This window comes from Desulfosporosinus sp. (assembly GCF_014237355.1).
GTDB lineage: Bacteria > Bacillota > Desulfitobacteriia > Desulfitobacteriales > Desulfitobacteriaceae > Desulfosporosinus.
Genome location: NZ_JABZFS010000049.1, coordinates 137,965 through 159,511 on the forward strand (window position 1 = coordinate 137,965; position 21,547 = coordinate 159,511).

Genomic DNA, 21,547 nt, shown 5'->3' on the forward strand with positions numbered 1-21,547 from the left:
CGGAATCTCCTAACATTAATACTTATGCTTTCTTCTCGCTTTTCGCCCGCCTCAATATACTATAGGGCAGAATTTTCTCTGGTACCGTCATTCTAATCTTTTGCTGAGCATGACGAGCTACTTCTAGGGGATTCCCTTCTTTATCCCACATCTCCTTTATTTCAAACGACCAACAGGCCCCCTGCGGAGTGAGGACTTCTAAAACCTCTCCCAGTTTAAAATTGTTCCGCTGCTCTATCCAAGCCGTGTTCTGATCTGCGGAGTCTGGGGCGATACTCTTCATTTCTCCATCATCCAACCGAACTCCCACAAAATCATAATCCCGAACATAGTGGGACGACACTAAATTATGTGACTTTGCTCCTGGCTTACCGAAAAGAAATCCTGCTGAATAATCCCGGTGACTGACTTTATCCATTTCTTCTAGCCAAAGAGGGAGCTTAGCCTGAAAGGCTTCCTCTCCTTGGTCCCACAAAGTATCGATGGCGTCTCTATATACCTTGACTGTGCTGGCAACATATTGAACACTTTTCATTCGCCCTTCGATCTTATAACTATCGATATCAATTTGCTTTAACAAGGGTAAATGCGGCAGGAGGCATAAATCGTGAGAGTTAAAGACATAGGTTCCTCTCTCATCTTCTTCAATTGGAAAGGCCTCCATCGGCCGTTTTTCTTCAACCAATGAGTATCCCCAGCGACAAGGCTGAGTACATTCTCCCCGATTAGCATCCCGACCAGTCAAATAGTTACTCAGTAAACACCGTCCGGAGTAAGACATGCACATGGCTCCATGGATAAAGATCTCCAGTCCCCCATCCACCTTAGCCCGTACAGCTCTCAGCTCTTCAAGTGTCAACTCCCGGGCCAGTACAACCCTCTCTATTCCATGCTTCATCCAAAAGCGCACGGAATAGGAGTTTGTATTATTCGCCTGGGTACTCAAATGAAGGGGTAACCGAGGCGCCACTTCCTGAGCCATGACGATAATTCCAGGATCTGAAACAATCGCTCCGTCCACGCCCAGCCTTTCTAGTTTCTTTAAGTACGCCGGCAGTTCCTCAAGATCCGGCTCATGGGCAAAGATATTCACTGTTACATAAAGTTTTTTTTCAAGATCATGGGTTAAGTTTACAGCTTTCTCCATTTCCTCTAAACCGAAATTTCCGGCGTAGGCCCTCAGGCCAAAGGCCTGCCCCCCCATATAAACCGCATCCGCTCCGTAGGTCAGAGCGTACTTTAATTTCTCCATATCCCCTGCGGGAGCTAACAATTCTGGTTTTTTCATGATGATCCCCTAACTTTACAAAAAATCTTTTCCATAACACCCCTTGACGAAGTACCTGCTGACATATTACAATACAGAAAATTATCATGCAAGACAATGACGAGAATTAGTAAGTCTTTGAGGAATGTTTTAGCGAGTCAGAGAAGGTGAGAGTCTGATACACTTCCCGTAGACTGAATGGATCTCAGAGTCGTAATCCGAACACGCAATTAAGCGTCAGTAGGTGATACCGGGGGTTTCCCGTTACAGAGACACGGATATCGAGAGGTCGACTCTCCGCATCTGATTATTTGTGCACGAGAAGTCCATCCTACTCCGTATCTAAGCTTGGAATATGGGTAATTTACTATGTAAATCGTAAATCCCACTACCAAAAGGTGGCTTAATGGAAATTAACTTTCTATCCTTTTCAGGATAGAGAGTTTTTTATTTTTTAATTAAAAATGGAGGTAAATAAAATGGAAAAAGGTTATTTCGGTGAATATGGCGGTAGTTTCGTTCCACCCCAATTAGAAAATGCACTCACTCAACTGGATGAGGCCTTCGAGACCTATAAGGATGATCCTGACTTCAACAGAGAACTGGATTATTATCTTCGTCAGTATGTAGGTCGCCCGAATCCCCTTTACTATGCAGAAAAGCTTTCTAAACAATTAGGTGGTGCTAAGGTCTATCTTAAACGTGAGGATCTTAACCATACTGGAGCCCACAAAATCAATAATGTTCTTGGACAAGCCCTACTGGCTAAACGAATGGGAGCAAAACGTGTCATCGCAGAAACCGGAGCCGGACAACACGGTGTAGCCACTGCAACAGCCTGTGCCCTCTTTGATATGGAATGCGTCATCTATATGGGGGAAGAAGACACAAAACGCCAATCCCTCAATGTCTTTCGCATGGAACTCTTAGGTGCCAAAGTAGTCTCAGTTACCTCAGGCACACGTACTCTAAAAGATGCCGTGGATGCAGCATTAGAGGATTTCGCTACGAACTATGAAAACACGTTTTATATGCTTGGCTCCGCCGTGGGTCCCCACCCCTTCCCCTCCCTTGTAAAACATTTTCAAGCGATTATTTCAAGGGAAGCCCGTCAACAAATACTCGAAGCAGAAGGTAAACTTCCGGATGCTGTTATGGCATGTGTCGGCGGCGGCAGTAACGCCATTGGCATGTTTGCCAACTTTATCGATGACTCCTCTGTTAAGCTTATAGGAATTGAGCCTGCTGGTCTGGGTTTAGAAACCGGCAAACATGCTGCGCCTCTCTCCGCCGGAGCCCCCGGAATCGTGCACGGCTTTAAATGTTATGTTATGGCCGATGAAAAAGGTGAACCCCTTGCAACCCATTCCATTTCTGCCGGGCTGGACTATCCCGGGGTTGGTCCCGAACATAGCTACCTTAAAGACATCGGACGCGCCGAATATGTAAGCATTACAGACGATGAATCTCTGGAAGCGTTCCATCGGCTCTCCAGAACCGAAGGTATCATCCCTGCACTTGAGAGTGCTCACGCTGTGGCTTATGCACTTAAGCTCGCCCCTACCATGAATCCAGACCAAATTCTCATCGTTAATATCTCCGGCCGTGGTGACAAAGACGTCGAACAAATCTTCCAATTAACCCAAAAGTCCCAGTAACTCAGAGGAAGGCAGCTTCGTCCACGGAAGTGAACTCATCGCACGGAGAGGCGGTAAGGCCCACAAAGCTTGCGTGGGAAGCGTAGCCACGGGTTCACATCAGGTATTACCCAGAGGTTTGGCGAAGCTCCCACACAAGCGAGTGGGCGAGCCTCGGAATGTTGAGTGAACGGATGTGGGCGAAGCTGCCCGACCCGAGCGACCCGGTGCTGCAGCAGCGGCATGTCAGGCTATCCACACTCACTGATACAATTTCACATTTTTTAAATGTTCCGCATAGGTTTCGGCAAACACATGATAGCCGTCTTTTTTCGCCACATAATATCGGTAATTCGTTTGGGCCGGATACAATACCGCTTGCAGAGAGGCATGTCCGGGATTGGCAATCGGCCCGGGCGGAAATCCTGCGTTAAGATAGGTATTATAGGGAGACGGAATCTTGAGATCTTCGTAAGAAAGATTTGGTTTTGGGGTTTCAAGCAAAAATTGAATTGTGGCATCAATCTGAAGGGGCTGGTTAATTTTTAATCGATTCAGTAACACGGAAGCAATCAAAGGGCGGTCTTCTTCTTTCACCGCTTCTTTTTCAATGAGAGAGCCCAGTGTAACCCACTGGGCAACAGTAAGTTTCATTGTCTGAAGCTGCTTCTCAACCTCTGGTGTCAGTTCTTTAGCAAACTGTCGGAGGAGTAAATCAATGACCCCATGAGGGGTAGTTTTAACAGAGATGTTGTAGGTATTGGGAAATAAGTATCCTTCTAAGCGATGGATTCCCTTGGGGGTATTATTTAAAAACGGATATGGAAACTCATCTTGCGTAACAACTTTTGTATACTCCTCTTTACTCCCAATTCCTTTCTTAACGAGGAGTTCAATAATTTGTTGCGTATTATACCCTTCAGGGATTGTCACCATATTCGTCTCTAAGGTTGCCGAACCACTTATTAAGCGATTGATAATTTCACTGGGAGACATAGTAGGTGCCAATTGGTAATCTCCAACATATAACTTAAAATTCTCTTGACGTTCGCGAGCTAGAAATCTAAACATCCAAGAACTGCGTATGAGCTGACGCTCTTGTAATACTTCCGCCAATTGTCCTGCCGTAGTTCCCGGAGCAATGGTGACGTTCACACTGTTGCCTGAAGTAGAGTAAGGCTTAGTCGCCCAACTCCACCAAGATAGAAAACCAAATCCTCCAATTAAGGAAAGAAGAATAATCCACTTAAATATACCTGACGTCTTCTTTTTTCTGGACATTTCTCACTCTCTCTTTCAATAACTCCGAAACGAACCCTCTTAGGTCCCTACGCGTAAAATACGATTCGTCGGTGCATACCAATCCCGACCCAAAAATTGTTTAGTCTCATGGCCCTTTGCATCCCTAACGATCTGCCACGTATTGACCACCATACCTTTGGAACCCTTTTGATCTTGGATAACTCGTCCACTAGGCAGCTTGGGATCATATTTTCTTATGGTTTTAAAAGCCATTTCTTTCTCCACTTGATGTTCAATCCTTACGGATTTCCCGGTTTTCTTACCCCAAATGCGAACCGTCAGCACCCCTTGTTTAACCTCGGTCCGTAAATAAACTAAACTGCCTGTATTATTTTTAAACTTAAAATCTATGTTGGGATAATTAACTGTTGCATCTTGTCCAGGTGGTACATAACTTATGACCATTGCATGAGGCATTCGTTCTAATATTTCTAGATTACTCAATAAAACTGCATTGTATAGAGTCGAGGACACCTGGCATACCCCTCCTCCGGTTCCCTTAACATATTCTCCATTGATAATCACATAAGCATCTTTATACCCTGTTTCAGGCTCACGAGGACCTACTGTCTCATTAAAAGAAAGAGTTTGTCCTGGACGCAAGAGTTTACGATCCAAAGCTTTTGCTGCCGCAGCTAAATTTGCTGAACGATTGATCTCCCCGACGGAAAAATTAGTCGAAAACTCCCCAATAATTGAATCAAAAGCCAAGGCTTTTACGGACTCTGTTGTAACCTTTGCTGGAATATTTTCCATGGGAATATCGATTCTTGTCGGCACCTCACTCAGAGGAACACTTTGAATCTGACGAATCAATTGATCAACGGCAACCGACCGTCCACTTTGGGCTGGACGAATCACAACCTTATCTTTTTCGATTTTATAAGAGGCATCTTTAGCAGGTTTGTTGAACTTTTTTAGTCTTTCCTGTAGCTTTTGACTTGCTGCCAGTGGATCCACTTTCAATAAGCAGGGCAACGTCTTTCCGGGATTAAGTTGGGCCTCTTCGATCATCTTGCGGGTATCAACTTCAATCCCGATCTCTTTTAAAGCCACTGGAATCTCTGTATCATTGTACAACAGGACACGAGTTTCTTCCAGCTTGTCCTTTGCCCAATTCTTTATCTTTAGAGGTGCTTCAGAAACCGGAGTGCCACTTAAATCCAAATCTTCGATTGCAGTTCCCTCAGAAATGACCTTCGTTCTAGAATCCTTTGGTCCACCTTTTTCCGAAGTATAACCTACAAGATTACAACCGCTTAATAAGACTATTAGGCAAAGAAGAACACTTGCAAGAAAATAATTTCGTAAAGTTCCTTCTTCATTTGTTATCATCATCACCTCCTCTTTTATAAACCTTATTATTTCCTTAGAGTTTTTTGTTAATCTCTAAATCAGTCTTTTTAGAGGTAAAATACGTTTACAATTTATTGAAAAATAATAGTCGATTTAAGTACAAAAAAACTCGCCGAGGTTGTCGGCGAGTTTTTTTGTTCCAATACACCAAATATTAAGGAGATGTCTTAGCAATAGTCTGTCTTAGTCCTAGTCATCATCTTCGGCTTCTACAAGGTTCTCCCAAGCATCGGCCACTTTCTCCCACTCTTCATCGTCTTCGATGTCAAGCAGCATTTCGCCCCCCTCAGCATCTTTGCCGAGTTTAAGGATAATAGCCTCATCCTCTTCAGATTCGTCCTCGGAGATAGGCATTAAGACAAAGTATGTAGAACCTTCTAGTTCCAAAGTGTCTAGATGAAGAAACTCATGGTCTTTTCCCTCATCATCTGTGAGAATGACAGTGTCAAACTCTTCAGCATCATGCTCATCATGGTTATGTGGATGGTCAGTCATTAGATTCACCTCTTATCAAAGAATATTGTCATTGTACTATTGTAGGTAATGATTGTCAAATTTTGCCCAAAAATATTTTTTAAAAGTAGATCACGATCCACAAGTTCACTTGCTCCTACTGTCTAAGTAACCCTGAAGAATAAAAACCGCTGCCATCTTATCGATAACCTGTTTGCGTTTGGCCCGGGAAACATCCGCTTCGATAAGAGTTCGTTGGGCTGCTACAGTACTTAAACGCTCATCCCATAACTTCACTTCAAGCCCAAACTCTGAGCGCAAAACCTCTGCGAACTCCTGAGTCATCTCACAACGAGGCCCTAGAGTTCCATTCATATTCTTCGGGTAGCCAATCACAATCTCCATTACCTCATAGTCTCGAATGAGTTCACGCAGCTCATCGATTTCTCTCTTAGAGCGCTTGATCGTCTTAACCCCTTGAGCCGTCCAAAATAGGGCATCACTCATCGCCACACCAATTGTCTTCGACCCAAAATCCAGCCCCATTATTCTCACATAGTTTCCTCCAAACTGCCTTATCGTTACTTATAAGAACCCTTAGTTAATGGTCATTGTCTTTTTGCTAATGGCTGGTACCACTCAAGTTTAATCCTACAACTCCAATCACTATCAACAGTATTGAAACTACTTTAAGCGTATTTACTGTTTCCTTAAAAAACACGATCCCTATAACTGAAATAACCACGATCCCTACAGCTGACCAAATCGCATAGGCCACACTTACCTCAATTTCTTTTAAAGACAAAGATAGAAGCCAAAAACATAACGTATATGAAACGAACATACCTATTGATGGAACTAGTTTTGTCAATCCATCTGAAAGCTTCATTAATGTTGTGCCACAGAGTTCAAAAGCTATAGCTAATATTAAATATATCCAGCTCATAGTTTCTCCTTGTTCCTCGTATTAATTCTTTACATCTCATAGCCTAAACGATTTTGAGGCAAAAATGCGGACAAACCCTACCACAATACCCACAAAGTACACATGCTTCAGCATTAACGACGGATACAGTTCCTTCAATACTTAAAGCACCTTGAGGACAAGCCTCTAAACAAAGCCCGCATCCCTGACACCAATCGGCAATGTAGAGTTTCCGTTTCCGATGCTTAACCTTTTCTTGTAAGGCCTGGGGAACCTCTTTTCCAGCCATCAAGAGCAGATTATAATCGACCTCTTCTCGGCTGGACATTCCCAAAGCAATTCCCTGCACACCTGGAACGCTTCGGGTAAAGGCCAAGGCTTTCTCAGGATTATTTGCCAAGTGCCCGCCCCCAAAAACCTTCATAGCGTAAATCCCGATCCCCAAGTCAGAAGCAAAGGAAATGGCATCCTGCATATCGCTTAAGGTTCCATCAATGATCCCAAGTCCCTGATAATTTAAGATCGGGTGAATGACATCCAGACCGGGTAATAGCGCTCCGGCTCGCACTCCTGCAACAGCATGAGTCGAAATTCCGATCCAACGCACGATACCCTTTTCCTTTGCCCGCAAGAGCTCTTCCCAAGCCTTCTCATGCCCTTTGAGAGTTAAAGCACTTTCCTGTTCATGAAGGAGAAAAAAGTCAAGAGTATCTCTATTTAGAGCAGTTCGTGCCTTTTCTAGACTAAAGCTCATATCTTCAGCAGAAACAGAGTAGGATTTACTAACAACTCGAACGTCCGGATGATCTTTTATTGCCTGAGCAATTTGTCCATAGTTATCGTAGATTTCCGCCGTGTCAATCCAATTGATCCCTTGGTCCAGAGCATAGCGTAAAACAGATACTCCTTCTGCTTCCGTTACCCGGCCTTGTAACGGAGATATTGCTAAACTTCCGAAGCACACCTCTGAAACTTCTGCTCCCCATAAACCAAGTTTGACTTGACGCATTTCCACGCCCTCCTTTCAGGTGCAAGTGCGATTCCCGGGGATGCGCGAAACGTAAAACCTTGGCAACCCTCGATCCTACGTCAAGGGCTCGTCATTGCTATATAAAGTAACTTAAGGGCTAAGTCATCCTGAAAGAAGAATGACTGAAGGATCTAGATCCTTCGCTATCGCTCAGGATGACACAGCTTGAATTGTTCTCTAAGCAAGGCGCTAATCTTATACTGATAGTAGAACGAAATTCCAATGTTCGCGCTTCGAGCCTCGAGCTTCGCTAAAGTTGAAACCCTCACGTTGAGTGAGGGTTTCAACTTAAAAATTATTTTTCTTGCAAATAGGTTCTAACCAGTTCTTCGATCAGCTCAAAGCGTTCAAGTTTACGAATCATTGATCTCGCCTGATTGTGGCTGGTAATGTACACAGGGTCGCCTGACATGAGATAACCAACCATTTGGTTAATCGGGTCATATCCTTTCTCTTGTAACGCGGCATACACCTTCTGCAAAATATCCCGGGCAGAAATGTCTTCTTCTACCACAGCCTTAAACATCATGGTTTCTTCCATTCGATCCATATTCCCTGCCCCCTTTCGCCTTTCGATTCTCCGTTTCTCGCTATCTCCTGCTAATATTAGTTATTCTGACTGGTTAAAAGATTATCCTCTATTTTTTGAGAAAACTACGGAGAAGATGAGGAACTCGATCAATGGCTTCTCCCAGTTTACTAGGATCTTTACCACCAGCCTGGGCCATATCTGGCCTTCCGCCACCACCGCCACCGGTTATTTTGGCTACTTCTTTAATAATCTGTCCGGCATGAAGCCCACTTAAACCTGTCGGGCTTACAGTTGTGACAAAATTTACCTTTCCTTCACTAACTGCACCCAAGACAATAACCCCGGATTTCATTTTGTCTCGAATAAGATCCACTCTTTGACGAAGGCTCTCCATGTCTGAAGCATGTACTTGGGCAGCTATAAACTGAACGCCCTCCACCTCGCTTACTAGATTCAGCAAACCATCTACTTCGTTTTTAGCGAGCTTTGCCTGAAGCTGTCCGATCTCTCGTTCGAGGTCTTTAACTTGTGACATTAAACCATTTACTCGCTTACCTATTTCTAATGGCTGAGCTTTAAGGGTTTGGGCTACTTCCATTACTTGTTCATCGAGGGAGCGGAAGTAAGCCAAGGCCTCTAATCCAGCAACTGCCTCAATCCTCCGTAAGCCAGCTCCAATTCCACCCTCGCTGAGGATTTTTACCAAGCCAATTTCTCCCGTGCTGCTGACATGAGTTCCACCGCATAATTCTTGACTAAATGTCCCCATACTGATGACTCTAACAATTTCTCCGTATTTTTCTCCAAAAAGTGCCGTTACTCCACTCTCTTTAGCCTCTTTCAACAACATTTCTGTCGCTTTAACAGGCATATTCTTTAGCACTGCTTCATTAATCAAACCTTCTACAGCCCTTAACCCATCCGGTGTCATGGGTGAAAAATGAGTAAAGTCAAAACGCAAGCGTTCCGGAGTCACCAAAGACCCGGCCTGTTGTACATGCTCTCCTAAAACTGATCTCAACGCGGTCTGAAGGAGGTGAGTCGCGCTGTGATGTCGAGTGGTTGCCAGACGTTCAGAGTTATCGATTTCGACCTCAGCAGATTCACCCACGTGCAGAACTCCTGTCGTGACCTCTGCTCTATGGTAAAGGGTACCTGTTACACCTTTTTTGACTTCAAGTACTCGGGCCTCGGCCCGGGATGTTCGAATGACACCTACATCCGATACCTGACCTCCGCTTTCTGCATAGAACGGCGTTTCAGAAAGGAAGATCATGACCTCTTCCCCTTCACCCGCATCTTGCATCTCCTTGCCATCCACAAACAGACCCTCTATACGAGTTGTTGTCGAGGCTTTTTCATACCCAATGAAGGGTGTCGTTCCTAAAGATTTGGCCTTTTCTATGAGTTCCGGGCTTTCCACCACGGCGCGCATTTGCTGGGATTGTTCTTTAGCCCTGAGGCGATGCTCCTCTGCTGCCGCTTGAAAGGATACCATATCTACAGTCAGCCCTTGTTCCGCCAGCATTTCTTCCGTTAATTCTACTGGGAAACCATAAGTTTCATATAAATAAAAGGCATCCGCTCCTGTTAACACTGCCTCTTCTTGTTTCAAAAGCTCCTTGACCTTTTCCTGCAATAGCTGAGTACCTTGCTCTAAGGTCGCCAAAAAGTTCTTCTCTTCTAAAATTAAGTGGTTTAAAATAAAATTCTCATTTTCTTTAAGCTCAGGATAGGCATGTGCATAGTCCCTTTGTATTATTCTAAAGGCGGATTCTAAGAACGGCTTGTCAATCCCAAGGAGTTTTGCATACCTGACAGCACGACGTAAAATACGACGCAGGACATAGCCACGGCCTTCATTATTCGGCCGAATTCCATCAGAGAGCATAAAGGAAACTGCTCGAAGGTGATCTGAAACCACCTTTAAAGCCAAATCACTTTTAGGGTTTTCCTTATACTTAACCCCTGCCAAGGTTGCTACATAATCAATAATGGGACGGAATAGATCCGTGTCAAAATTAGTTTCAACCCCTTGCATTACAGAGGCAATCCGCTCTAAACCCATTCCCGTATCAATGTTTTGCTTAGGAAGCGGCGTCAGGACACCCGCCTCATCGCGATTGTACTGCATGAAGACCAAATTCCATATTTCCAAGAAACGATCACAGTCACACCCGATAGCACAACTAGGTTTACCACACCCTCTGGCTTCACCCAAATCAACATAGATCTCAGAACAAGGTCCACAAGGGCCCGTCGGACCAGCCGCCCAGAAGTTCTCTGGATCTCCAACGATACGTTCGGATCTAACACCCGCTTTTTCCCAGATCCCTTTTGCATCCTCATCTTCTGGGTAAATCGTCACCCACAGTTTTTCTACAGGTATTTTTAAAACCTCAGTGATATACTCCCAAGCCCAAGGAATGGCGTCAGTTTTAAAATAATCTCCAAAGGAAAAGTTTCCCAGCATTTCAAAATATGTATGGTGTCGGGCAGTTTTTCCAACTTCCTCGAGATCCGGAGTGCGCACACACTTTTGAGCGGTGGTTGCTCTCGGAAAAGGAGGTTCAACCCGACGTTGAAAGTATGGTTTAAAAGGGACCATGCCCGCCACTGTTAACAACAAGGTTGGATCATCTTTGGGGATCAGCGAAGCGCTAGGCAAAATCTTGTGTCCTTTAGCTTCAAAATATTTAAGAAACATGTCCCTTAATTCATTACCAGAATACAATGCGAACACCCCTTTGAATTTCATAAAAAAATAATCTCCCCCTATTTCAATCAGGGACGAGATTTTTTGGGATCACCCTGCTATCTTACGGGCTAAAGAACGTTTCCGACTTAATTCTCATTCGTTTATATAAAATTCCCATTGTCTATAAAGTATATACAGGGAATGTCTTATTTGTCAACTAGTTAGACTTTGGTTGAAACCAGCCGGAAATAAACATGCTTTAGAATAACTCGAATAACAGCAGCCAAAGGGACAGCCAAGAATAGTCCCCAGAATCCTGCAATTTCTCCACAAGCTAGAAGGGCAAACACAACCCAAAGGGGATGAAGCCCAACGCTCTCACCCATGAGTTTAGGAGATATGACATTTCCCTCCAGTTGTTGAACTACGAAAATGATCAACACCACCTTAAGCGCCATAACTGGAGAATGGGTTAAGGCCAAGAGGACAGCAGGCACTGCTCCAATGGCTGGTCCAAAATAAGGAATAAGATCAAACGTCCCACAAATAAGACCGATTAGCAAGGCATAGTCCATCCCAATTAGTTTTACTCCTATGCCAATTAGTATCCCTACAATCATGGCAACGACCAGATCTCCTCGTACATATTGCCGAATAACATGGTTGATGTCCTGCCATAGACGCCGCCATTCCATCCTCCAACGTTGCGGGACAATTCGATAAAACCCTTCTCCTAACCCTTTCCAATCTGCTAGGAAATAGATGGCTATGACTGGAGATAGCATATAAAGAGTCACAGTGGACAAGGCCCTCGGCAAATTATCGAGAAACAGATTAAGCCGCTCTGCAAGCATTGTTTCTCCCTCTGCTAAATGCTCATCAAGGACGAGGGCAACACGACTGGGCAGCCCCGTCGCTTTAAACTCATTGCGATACCCATCGATCATATCCGTAATCGACTGGATTGTCTGAGGCAAAATCGCTACCAATTTACTTAATTCATTATAAATAATTGGGATGATCAAAAAGACTGTGGCTGAGAAGAAGATAATAATCAAGCTAAAAACAATCGCAATTGCTTTGTTTCGACTAAGCTTATATCGTTCCAAAAGAACCACCAGCGGGTTCAACAGATATGCGAGCACAAAGGCTAAAAAAAACGGTCCCAAAATTGCCCTTACCTTGAAAAGAACTAGTATAGCTGCAAGCAAACAGGTGCCTGCGAAAATCCATTTCCAATTACTAAGTTTCATAACCAGAAAAGTACACTTCCTTTCTAAGGTATGACAAGATTATTCCGTCATCCTAGGCCATAGCGAAGGATCTGGATCCTTCGGTCGTCCCTCCTTCAGGATGACACACCACTTAAGTTGCCTTAGGAGCAATGACATGAAACTGACTATTTCGGTATTTCTTTAATAAAGAAAACTTGGCTGGCGCCCGAAGACATTGTCTTCGCACGTGTTTGCTTTCTTGCAGCCGTAGGCGCAGGCGGCCGCCTTAGTTGCGCTTATGCTTAGACGAAGACACTGTCTTCGCACGAGTTAACCTTCTTGCAGTATATAACGCAAGTTTATACTTTCTGATAGTAAAACAAAAAGCGCGCGATGCGCGCTTCTTAAATCTATTTTAGTGGAATAATTTTGTTCTTTTCAAAAGCATGTACCTTCCCTTGGTCAAGAGATTCATACTGCGTCGCATTAACATATTCTTCTTTCGACGAGGAAACATGAATAAAGCGAGAGCACTTGCTAAAGCGACACTTCCGGTCATAATACTGTTAACCATATGCTTTGATCTCATTATTTATCGCTCCTTCTCTATGCTGTCTGTGATCACTCTATAACCGCATTCAAAGCACCCTCGTTGAAGCTTGCGTCATCCCAAGCCACCAAAGAACCATCTTCCGCCAAATCATAAATAACCACTTTATCAGTCTGAGTGGCAAACTCGACGCAACAATCCCAGCAATAGAATTGTTCAACGCCTACTCTGCCAATGGCACGTCCATTACAAACTGGACAATTCATGATCTTAATCCCCCTTCATTCGACTGATCCAAGGGGGATACCTGGTTATCAACAATTAAGATGTCTTTTCCATCGATCATGACATGCGGCTTAAGAATCGTTCCCCGACCATGAAGAAGGTCGGCGAAGAGCCCGTCAGATACCTCGAATCCAACCATTCTTTCGATGGAATCATCGAGAAAAACATCTTCAATCGTGCCTCTAGCGTCTCCACCTTGAGTATAGACTTCATTTCCTACCTTTTCAGACCACCGTATCCCATTTAGTTCTTCTATTGTTTTTTCGTGAACTGTTAGGGCATCCTTACCGACAGTTGCAATGGCCTTTCGAGGAATGCCTTTTGCTGAGTGGAAGAAGTGCCCGCCTTCTAAGAGGACTCCGACAACCTCGTCTTTGTCATTGTCAAGGACAAGATCATGTACCCAGCCAATAGAGTTACCACTCTTCAAATCTAAAACGGGTAGTCCGACAATCTCTCGAGTGCGTCGCATCTGTTTTCCACCTCGTTAAACTGAATTCTATCTATACTCTGCCCAGCTTCTCTAACCTTTATGCATCGGAAAGCCGTGCCTTAAATCGAACCACGAACCTCGAACTTCGAACCTCGATTACGGCCTCGAGGATCTGAAATAATTTTTCCCCCGCCAACGACTAAGTTGCCATGATAAAAGACGACTGCCTGTCCTGGTGTCACTGCACGCTGTGGTTGGTCAAAACGCACCATTACCTCATACCCTGACCCAATTTCAGCAGGAAAAATCGTGGCAGGAGCTCCAGTTGAGTTATAGCGGATTTTCGCCTCAACTTTGAGAGGTTCAGTTAAATAGGGAATGGATATCCAGTTAAGTTCGGTTGCCCAAAGAGTATCTGTATAGACTTCCCGATCTTCGCCCAAAACCACCTCATTGAGTTCAGGATTTAGCCCTACTACGTACATTGGTTTACCAAAAGTAACCCCTAAGCCTTTACGCTGTCCAACAGTGAAGTTAATAATCCCCTCATGCCGGCCTAACTTATTTCCGGCTAAGTCCACGAAATTGCCCCGCTTAATCGGCACTTCGATTCGTTCCCTAACAAAGGAAGCATAATCATCATCCGGTACAAAACAAATTTCTTGGCTTTCCGGCTTATCACCGACACCTAAGCCTCGCTCCCGAGCCATTTCCCGAACATGCTCTTTTCGGTAGTCTGCTAATGGAAATAAGGTATGTTCAAGCTGTTCCTGGGTCAACATGTACAATGCATAGGTCTGATCTTTCCGATTATCTGCGCCCTTACTTAAGAGAAACCGTTCACTGCCCGGATCCCGTAAAACCTGAGCGTAATGTCCGGTTGCAATATACTCAGCCCCCAAACCACGTGCTTTGCGGAGCATTTCCCCGAATTTTACATGTTTGTTGCAGGCTAAACAGGGGTTTGGAGTTTCCCCATACAAATAAGACTGGGTGAAATAATCTACCACAGTCTCCTTAAAATACGAACGAAAGTTCAGAACGTAATGGGGAATTCCCAGTATGAATGCAACCCGCCTGGCATCATCAATAGCTGAGTTGGAGCAGCAGCCTCCTTCAACTTCCGGACCCGTTGCTTCCCATATCTGCAGAGTAACCCCGATCACATCATAGCCTTCTTCTTTGAGCAAAGCGGCGGCCATGGAACTATCCACACCGCCACTCATACCCACAACTACTTTAGGTTTTGGAGTCAGAGTCATAGTCATCTATTCCTTCTTGTGCTGTTTGTCGTGATAATTTTTAATAGCCTCATGAAGTGCATCAGCGGCTAGATTTGAACAATGCATTTTTGCCGGCGGAAGTCCTCCTAACGCCTCAGCAACAGCCGCATTGGAAATTTCCATTGCTTCTTCAATGGTTTTACCCTTGACCATTTCCGTAACCATGCTGCTGGTAGCAACTGCAGCACCGCAACCAAAGGTTTTAAATTTAACGTCTTTAATAATGTCTCCTTCGATATCTAAATATATACGCATGATATCTCCACACTTGGCGTTTCCTACTTCACCGACACCATCTGGATTTTCCAATTCGCCAACATTGCGCGGATTTGTAAAATGATCCATTACTTTTTCTGTATACATTTCTTCCTCACTCCTCTTATGCTTGTTTTGAATGAATAGCCTGATCATACAGTGGAGACATCATTCGTAAACGCTCCACGATCTTAGGTAATTGTTCAAGAACATAATCAATATCTTCTTCCGTATTCTGACGCCCTAGTGAAAAACGAAGCGAACCGTGAGCAATTTCGTGAATTAATCCCATCCCAAGCAATACATGAGAAGGATCTAAAGACCCTGAAGTACATGCTGAACCGCTCGAGGCAGCTATTCCAAGCATGTCTAACGAGAGTAATAAAGACTCCCCTTCAACATAACGAATACTGACATTCACGTTATTTGGTAAGCGTTTCTCCCCTAAAGGTCCATTAACTTTGACAAAATCAATGCGCTCTAAGATACCGTTTATCAGCTTGTCGCGCAGTTTTCTTTGATGCTCCGCATCGTCAGCCATCCGTTGTCCAGCCAGTTCACAAGCCTTACCAAAGCCAATAATTCCAGGTGTATTCTCAGTTCCCGAGCGACGTTTCTTTTCTTGCCCTCCGCCATGAACTAAAGGAACGATCCGTAATCCTTTGCGAACATAGAGTGCTCCCACACCTTTAGGGCCATAAATCTTATGCCCGGAAACCGTCAAAAGGTCGACATTCAGTTCTTCGACGTTGACAGGGATTTTTCCAAGGGACTGAACTGCATCCACATGAAAAACAATACCCTGTTCCTTGGCCAGTTTACCTATCTCTGAAATTGGTTGAATTGAACCAACCTCATTATTCGCATGCATAATCGTAATTAGTATTGTATCTGGCCGAATCGCCTTTCTTACAGCATCAACCGAGATAATTCCCTCTTCATCTACCGGAATGACTGTTAAGTCAAAGCCATTTTTTTCTAAGTATTCACAAGTTTCCAAAACTGCGTGGTGCTCAATGCAAGAGGTGATAATATGTTTACCCTTTTTTCGGAGTGCCTCAGCAGTCCCTAGAATTGCCAGATTATCCGCCTCGGTTCCCCCACTGGTAAATGTAATCTCCCCAGATGCAGCTCCAATCAGCTCTGCTACCTGATTTCGCGCTTGCTCTAAGGCTTGTTTAGCCTCTCTACCAAAACCATGAACACTTGACGGGTTACCATACTTTTCTGTATAATACGTCATCATTATGGCAGCCACTTCCGGATCAACCGGAGTCGTTGCACTATGGTCTAAATAAACACGTCGCATTAGAGGCTCACTCCTTATATATAACTTTGTAGCAAAACCGGATTAAATGTAGTACATATAGAGGCTCCGCTCAGATTCAATCTTTTTGGCATCCTCAAGCATTGTTTGAAGTGTAATCGAATCTAGAACCTCTGCGATAGAGTCCCGAACTTTCTCCCAAATTGTTCGAGTAACGCAATACTGTGCTTTAGCGCAAGTTTCAGGGTCCTCCTCTGAGACGCAATCCGTCGGAGCAATCGGGCCTTCTAAGACTCGGATAATATCCCCAATTTTTATCTTATCCGGTTCTTTTCCCAATAAATAACCGCCCTGTGCACCACGAACACTTTTTACGAGACCAGCCTTTCGCAAGCCCGAAATAAGTTGCTCCAGATAGTGTTCAGATATCCCCTGTCTCTCCGCGATACTTTTCAAAGAAGTCGGACCTTCACCCATATGTTGAGCTAAGTCAAACATAGCTTTTACCCCATATCGACCTTTGGTCGAGAGTTTCAACACCCTCACCTCTTTTCTGCTATATAAACCCTTAAATCAGTCCATTTCTTTTATCCCCTTATATCTTATAAAAACACTCGGGATTTGTCAAGCAGACTTCTGTTAACTAGACTTCTTTTGTATTTTACATCAAACTTTCCCCTCTTAACTGTGATCTAACTAACATTTTTCTGAAGTCCACTTCGAGCAGATGCCCATTCCGCATGATATAATCAAGTGAAGAAACCTTTAGCTGGCGCCCACACACACGAAGACACTGTCTTCGCACGTAATAACCCTTCTTGCAGACACTGTCTTCGTACGTATTAGCCCTTCTTGCAGACATCGTCTTCGCACGGGTTAGCCCTTCTTGTAGTATAGAACGCAATAGTGGTGCCGCAAAGCGGCATAAGGTCTGATAGTACAAGAGATCGGATGGAGCAAGACAAATTGCTCCTACAAATTGGAAAGGAACATGAATCATGGATCTTTTTTCTGCAACATTCAATCAACATCAGGTTGCACCTCTTGCCGAACGCATGCGCCCGAGGACAATTGATGAATATATCGGTCAGGATCAAATTCTTGGTCCCGGAAAACTCTTACGCCGAGCAATTGAGGCTGACCGTGTTTCGTCTTTGATTCTCTATGGACCACCAGGAACTGGAAAAACTTCTTTGGCACAAGTTATCGCTGCTAAAACCACGTCTCATTTTGTTCGTATAAATGCTGTAACCTCTGGAGTTAAAGAGATTCGTGAAATTATCACTAAGGCTTCAGATGAACTTCATCTTTACGGAAAACGCACTCTGGTTTTTTGTGATGAAGTCCATCGTTTTAATAAAGGACAACAAGATGCACTCCTACCTGCAGTTGAAAACGGTACAATTACCTTCATCGGCGCTACAACCGAAAACCCCTTTTTCGAGCTCAATTCTGCGCTTCTCAGCCGCTCAACGCTTTTTCGATTAGAACTTCTTGTCCCAGCGGAAATTCGTTTTGGACTCGAACAAGCCCTAAAGGATACAGAACGTGGTCTTGGCCAATATAACGTAGAGATCACCCCTGAAGCGTGGGAGCATTGGATTAATTATGCTAACGGAGATTTACGACGCGCCCTTAATGCCCTTGAGTTGGCAGTTCTCACTACGCCGCCGGAAAACGGGCTGCGTTACATTTCCCTCGAAATAGCAGAAGAATCGATACAACAGCGGGCTATCCGGTTTGATAAATCAGGAGATAATCATTATGACATCATTTCCGCATTTATTAAAAGTATGCGTGGCTCAGATCCAGATGCTGCGCTTTATTGGTTAGCTGTGTTATTAGAGGCAGGGGAAGATCCGCGTTTCATTATCCGTCGGATTATCGTCCATGCATCTGAAGATGTGGGATTAGCAGATCCAATGGTCATGCTCCAGGCCCATGCTGCAGCCAATGCGCTAGAATGGCTTGGCCTACCTGAAGCAAGGATTCCTATGGCTCAAGCTGTCTTAGCTATTACAACTGCTCAAAAAAGCAACAGTTCTGTCACCAGCATTGACCGTGCTCTAAATTATGTAAAGAAACACCCCACTGGAGAAGTTCCCGCTCATCTTAAAGATGCGCATTATCCAGGTGCAGAAAAGCTGGGAAACGGAAAAGAGTATTTATACCCACACGACTTCCCCAACCACTGGGTCAAACAAACTTACTTGCCACCCAGTGTTCAAGGCCAAACCTTCTACATATCTTCAGGTATGGGAAAAGAGTCTCCCTGACATAAAGAAAACTTGGCTGGCGCCCGAAGACACTGTCTTCGCACGAGTTAACCATCTTGCAGCCCCGCGAAGGCGGCCGCCCTAGTTGCACTTATGCTTAGAAAGTATAAAACACAAGTTTATACTTTCTGATAGTACAAAAAAGCGATGCCCGCTTAAATGGGACATCGCTTTTTAATACCTTATAGTTTAGATATGTTTTTCGAGCATTTTAATAAGATCCGGTTTTCCACGGAAACCTACGATTTTCTCTACCACTTCGCCGCCTTTGAAAATCGCCAGGGTTGGAATGCTCATAACTCCATATTGACTAGAGATGGGACCATTTTCGTCTACGTTAACCTTACCAATTGTAATTCGTCCAACATACTCATCAGCAAGCTCATCAATAACAGGAGCAACCATGCGACACGGACTACACCAAGGAGCCCAAAAGTCAACTAAAACCGCTTGCTCAGACTTTAAAACATCCGAATCAAAATTTGCAGTCGTAAAGGTTTTAACATTTGCACCAGCCATATTAAAATTCCTCCTAATCAAATAGATTTACTTTATGAATTTAGCGAGCACCCCAATAAGCTCCTCAATGGCAGCTTCCTGGTTATTGTTCTCAACGGCATTGCGCATACATCCCCGTGAATGGTGTTCAAAGACAATTGTGCCAACTTTATTAAGCGCAGCACGAACAGCAGCCACTTGAATTAATACGTCAACACAATACTTGTCACTCTCAACCATACGTTGAATCCCTTTTACCTGACCTTCGATCTTTTTAAGCCTACGCACAATATCCTCTTTGGATTCCGAATAGGGGGTTGAATTCGTCATGCTATGCATCCTCCATACCCTAAGGGGGTAGCTACAATAAATATTATAGCCAATGCCCCCCTCTCTGTCAACTCTTCTACAGCCTACTCTACAACTATCAAGTCACATAACCTCGGTACAGCACGTTAATATCATGAGTTAGACTCCTATTCTAGATATTATTAAACCTGTTGCCTACTTTATACTAGGTTGCTCAATAGTTTTGATATGCAATTCCTTTAATTGTTTATCCGCAACGGTTGAAGGAGCATGAGCCATTAGGTCAGAGGCACTTTGTGTTTTTGGAAAAGCGATGACATCGCGAATATTATCTTTTCCAGTTAAAAGCATAATTAGTCGGTCAAGACCGAAGGCAATTCCACCATGGGGTGGAGTCCCATATTCAAACGCTTCCATGAGAAATCCGAATTGAGCGATAGCTTCTTCCTCAGAGAATCCTAATAACTTAAATAACCGCTCCTGAACCTCACGACGATGAATCCGGATACTTCCACCTCCGAGTTCTGTTCCGTTAAGAACCATATCATAGGCTTTAGCACGAACCTTAAGAGGATCAGTCTCGAGGAGCTGTAAATCTTCGTCCATAGGTGCGGTGAATGGATGATGAATAGCGATATGACGTTTCTGTTCCTCATCATATTCTAGGAGCGGGAATTCCGTAACCCACAAGAATTGAAGCATATTCTCATCGATTAGACCTAACCGCTTCGCTAATTCCAAGCGCAGATGTCCGAGGGCATCGGAAACCACAGCATAGGTATCAGCCACAAAGAACAAGATATCCCCTGTCTCGGCTCCGGTATATTTAATTAGAGCAGCCATTTCCTCTTCCGTAAAGAACTTGGCAATAGGAGATTTGATCCCTTCCTCAGCTAAAACAATCCAAGCCAAACCTTTTGCCCGATAAGTACTAACAAACTTAGCCAGATCATCGATTTCTCGGCGAGGCAAGCCGGAACACCCTTTAGCACAGATACATTTTACACTTCCCCCGCTGGCCACCACATTAGCGAATACTTTAAATCCGGTCTTGCCCACGATTTCCCCCACATCAATGAGTTCCATGCCAAAGCGAGTATCTGGTTTATCGGAACCATAGCGGTCCATTGCTTCTTTATAGGTTAAACGTGGGAAAGGAATAGCTACTGATTTCCCAATGGTCTCTGAAAAAATCTCAGCCATCAATTCCTCCATCATGGGCAGAATATCTTCGACTTCAACAAAAGACATCTCAACATCTAGTTGAGTAAACTCCGGTTGACGATCTGCTCTTAAATCTTCATCCCGGAAACAGCGTGCAATTTGAAAATACTTTTCCATACCGCCTACCATGAGAAGTTGCTTATATATTTGGGGGGACTGGGGTAAGGCATAAAACTCACCAGGATGTACACGGCTGGGAACTAGGTAATCTCGTGCTCCTTCAGGGGTTGACTTATTGAGCATTGGAGTTTCGATTTCATAAAAACCTTGGCTATCAAAGAAATTACGCATTATTTGTGTAACTCGATGCCTGATCTTAAACACGGCCTGCATTTCAGGGCGTCGCAGATCCAGATAGCGATATTTTAGCCGCACTGTTTCGTCAACATCTACCTGATCAACAATATAGTAAGGAGGAGTTTTGGCGCCATTTAATACCTCCAGGGACTGGGCCACGATCTCAATTTTGCCGGTGGCTATGTTTGGATTAATCATCCCCTCAGGACGGGCAATTACTTCTCCTTGAATGGAGACAACAAACTCTGACCGTAATCGTTCTGCCTTGGAAAATCCGTCTCCCATCTTTTCTGGGTCGAAGACAACTTGAACGATTCCTGTACGATCGCGCAGATCAACGAAAATTAAACCTCCGTGGTCACGACGGCGCTGAACCCATCCTAACAAACGAACGATCTCGCCTACTTTTGCTAATTCTAACTCTCCATTTTCAACACGTTCTGAAAATACTGTCAT

At 44.2% G+C, this 21,547-nt stretch carries 21 protein-coding genes; 2 read left to right on the forward strand and 19 right to left on the reverse strand.

Going from position 1 to position 21,547, the window contains the following annotated elements; genetic code table 11:
• Positions 1-22 precede the first annotated feature (22 nt).
• Positions 23-1,288 carry a U32 family peptidase gene (locus tag HGJ98_RS10610; protein ID WP_291351172.1) on the reverse strand — a complete coding sequence of 422 codons (1,266 nt, stop codon included), beginning with the start codon at positions 1,286-1,288 and terminating at the stop codon, positions 23-25.
• Positions 1,289-1,746: 458 nt separating this feature from the next.
• Here HGJ98_RS10610 and trpB point away from each other — a divergent pair, with 458 nt between their 5' ends.
• On the forward strand, positions 1,747-2,925 hold the full coding sequence (gene trpB, locus HGJ98_RS10615) for a tryptophan synthase subunit beta (RefSeq protein ID WP_291351173.1): 1,179 nt from the start codon (positions 1,747-1,749) through the stop codon (positions 2,923-2,925).
• A 240-nt stretch (positions 2,926-3,165) separates the two neighbouring features.
• Here the strand turns inward: trpB and mltG are convergent, their stop codons facing one another.
• From mltG to HGJ98_RS10690, 15 genes are all read right to left on the reverse strand, one after another.
• A complete protein-coding gene (mltG, locus tag HGJ98_RS10620; RefSeq protein WP_291351175.1) occupies positions 3,166-4,185 on the reverse strand; it encodes an endolytic transglycosylase MltG in 1,020 nt (339 codons plus the stop codon).
• 39 nt (positions 4,186-4,224) lie between these two features.
• Entirely contained in the window at positions 4,225-5,541 is a 1,317-nt protein-coding gene (locus HGJ98_RS10625; protein WP_291351177.1) for a VanW family protein, read from the reverse strand.
• 210 nt (positions 5,542-5,751) lie between these two features.
• Positions 5,752-6,057, reverse strand: coding sequence for a DUF1292 domain-containing protein (locus tag HGJ98_RS10630; RefSeq protein WP_291351179.1), 306 nt, complete (start codon positions 6,055-6,057; stop codon positions 5,752-5,754).
• A gap of 105 nt (positions 6,058-6,162) precedes the next feature.
• Entirely contained in the window at positions 6,163-6,570 is a 408-nt protein-coding gene (ruvX, locus tag HGJ98_RS10635; RefSeq protein ID WP_291351180.1) for a Holliday junction resolvase RuvX, read from the reverse strand.
• A gap of 67 nt (positions 6,571-6,637) precedes the next feature.
• Complete coding sequence (locus tag HGJ98_RS10640; protein WP_291351182.1) at positions 6,638-6,961, reverse strand: multidrug efflux SMR transporter; 324 nt, start codon at positions 6,959-6,961, stop codon at positions 6,638-6,640.
• Between the two features lie 43 nt (positions 6,962-7,004).
• A complete protein-coding gene (locus tag HGJ98_RS10645) occupies positions 7,005-7,949 on the reverse strand; it encodes an aldo/keto reductase (protein WP_291351183.1) in 945 nt (314 codons plus the stop codon).
• Between the two features lie 316 nt (positions 7,950-8,265).
• Entirely contained in the window at positions 8,266-8,520 is a 255-nt protein-coding gene (locus HGJ98_RS10650; protein WP_291351185.1) for an IreB family regulatory phosphoprotein, read from the reverse strand.
• An 88-nt stretch (positions 8,521-8,608) separates the two neighbouring features.
• On the reverse strand, positions 8,609-11,236 hold the full coding sequence (gene alaS / locus HGJ98_RS10655) for an alanine--tRNA ligase (protein WP_291351234.1): 2,628 nt from the start codon (positions 11,234-11,236) through the stop codon (positions 8,609-8,611).
• A 185-nt stretch (positions 11,237-11,421) separates the two neighbouring features.
• The gene (locus HGJ98_RS10660) at positions 11,422-12,453 is read right to left on the reverse strand and encodes an AI-2E family transporter (protein WP_291351187.1); all 1,032 of its coding nucleotides are present in this window, start codon (positions 12,451-12,453) and stop codon (positions 11,422-11,424) included.
• A 582-nt stretch (positions 12,454-13,035) separates the two neighbouring features.
• Entirely contained in the window at positions 13,036-13,230 is a 195-nt protein-coding gene (locus HGJ98_RS10665; protein ID WP_291351188.1) for a hypothetical protein, read from the reverse strand.
• The gene (locus HGJ98_RS10670; protein WP_291351190.1) at positions 13,227-13,721 is read right to left on the reverse strand and encodes a PRC-barrel domain-containing protein; all 495 of its coding nucleotides are present in this window, start codon (positions 13,719-13,721) and stop codon (positions 13,227-13,229) included. Before HGJ98_RS10670 ends, HGJ98_RS10665 begins: the two co-directional genes overlap by 4 nt.
• Before the next feature lie 80 nt (positions 13,722-13,801).
• A complete protein-coding gene (gene mnmA / locus HGJ98_RS10675) occupies positions 13,802-14,944 on the reverse strand; it encodes a tRNA 2-thiouridine(34) synthase MnmA (protein WP_291351236.1) in 1,143 nt (380 codons plus the stop codon).
• Positions 14,945-14,950: 6 nt separating this feature from the next.
• Positions 14,951-15,328: a Fe-S cluster assembly scaffold protein NifU gene (nifU, locus tag HGJ98_RS10680; RefSeq protein WP_291351192.1), complete on the reverse strand. Its 378-nt coding sequence runs from the start codon at positions 15,326-15,328 to the stop codon at positions 14,951-14,953.
• Positions 15,329-15,344: 16 nt separating this feature from the next.
• Positions 15,345-16,529 (reverse strand): cysteine desulfurase NifS, encoded by a 1,185-nt coding sequence (gene nifS / locus HGJ98_RS10685; protein ID WP_291351194.1) that lies wholly within the window; start codon positions 16,527-16,529, stop codon positions 15,345-15,347.
• 42 nt (positions 16,530-16,571) lie between these two features.
• Entirely contained in the window at positions 16,572-17,024 is a 453-nt protein-coding gene (locus HGJ98_RS10690; RefSeq protein WP_291351196.1) for an Rrf2 family transcriptional regulator, read from the reverse strand.
• Positions 17,025-17,485: 461 nt separating this feature from the next.
• On the opposite strand from HGJ98_RS10690, the gene HGJ98_RS10695 reads away from it, so the two are divergent.
• Complete coding sequence (locus HGJ98_RS10695; protein ID WP_291351198.1) at positions 17,486-18,763, forward strand: replication-associated recombination protein A; 1,278 nt, start codon at positions 17,486-17,488, stop codon at positions 18,761-18,763.
• A 189-nt stretch (positions 18,764-18,952) separates the two neighbouring features.
• Here the strand turns inward: HGJ98_RS10695 and trxA are convergent, their stop codons facing one another.
• The 3 genes from trxA to aspS all read right to left on the reverse strand — a co-directional run bounded on the left by trxA (position 18,953) and on the right by aspS (position 21,547).
• Complete coding sequence (gene trxA, locus HGJ98_RS10700) at positions 18,953-19,282, reverse strand: thioredoxin (RefSeq protein ID WP_291351200.1); 330 nt, start codon at positions 19,280-19,282, stop codon at positions 18,953-18,955.
• 27 nt (positions 19,283-19,309) lie between these two features.
• A complete protein-coding gene (locus HGJ98_RS10705; protein ID WP_291351202.1) occupies positions 19,310-19,591 on the reverse strand; it encodes a metal-sensitive transcriptional regulator in 282 nt (93 codons plus the stop codon).
• Between the two features lie 174 nt (positions 19,592-19,765).
• Positions 19,766-21,547, reverse strand: coding sequence for an aspartate--tRNA ligase (aspS, locus tag HGJ98_RS10710; RefSeq protein WP_291351203.1), 1,782 nt, complete (start codon positions 21,545-21,547; stop codon positions 19,766-19,768).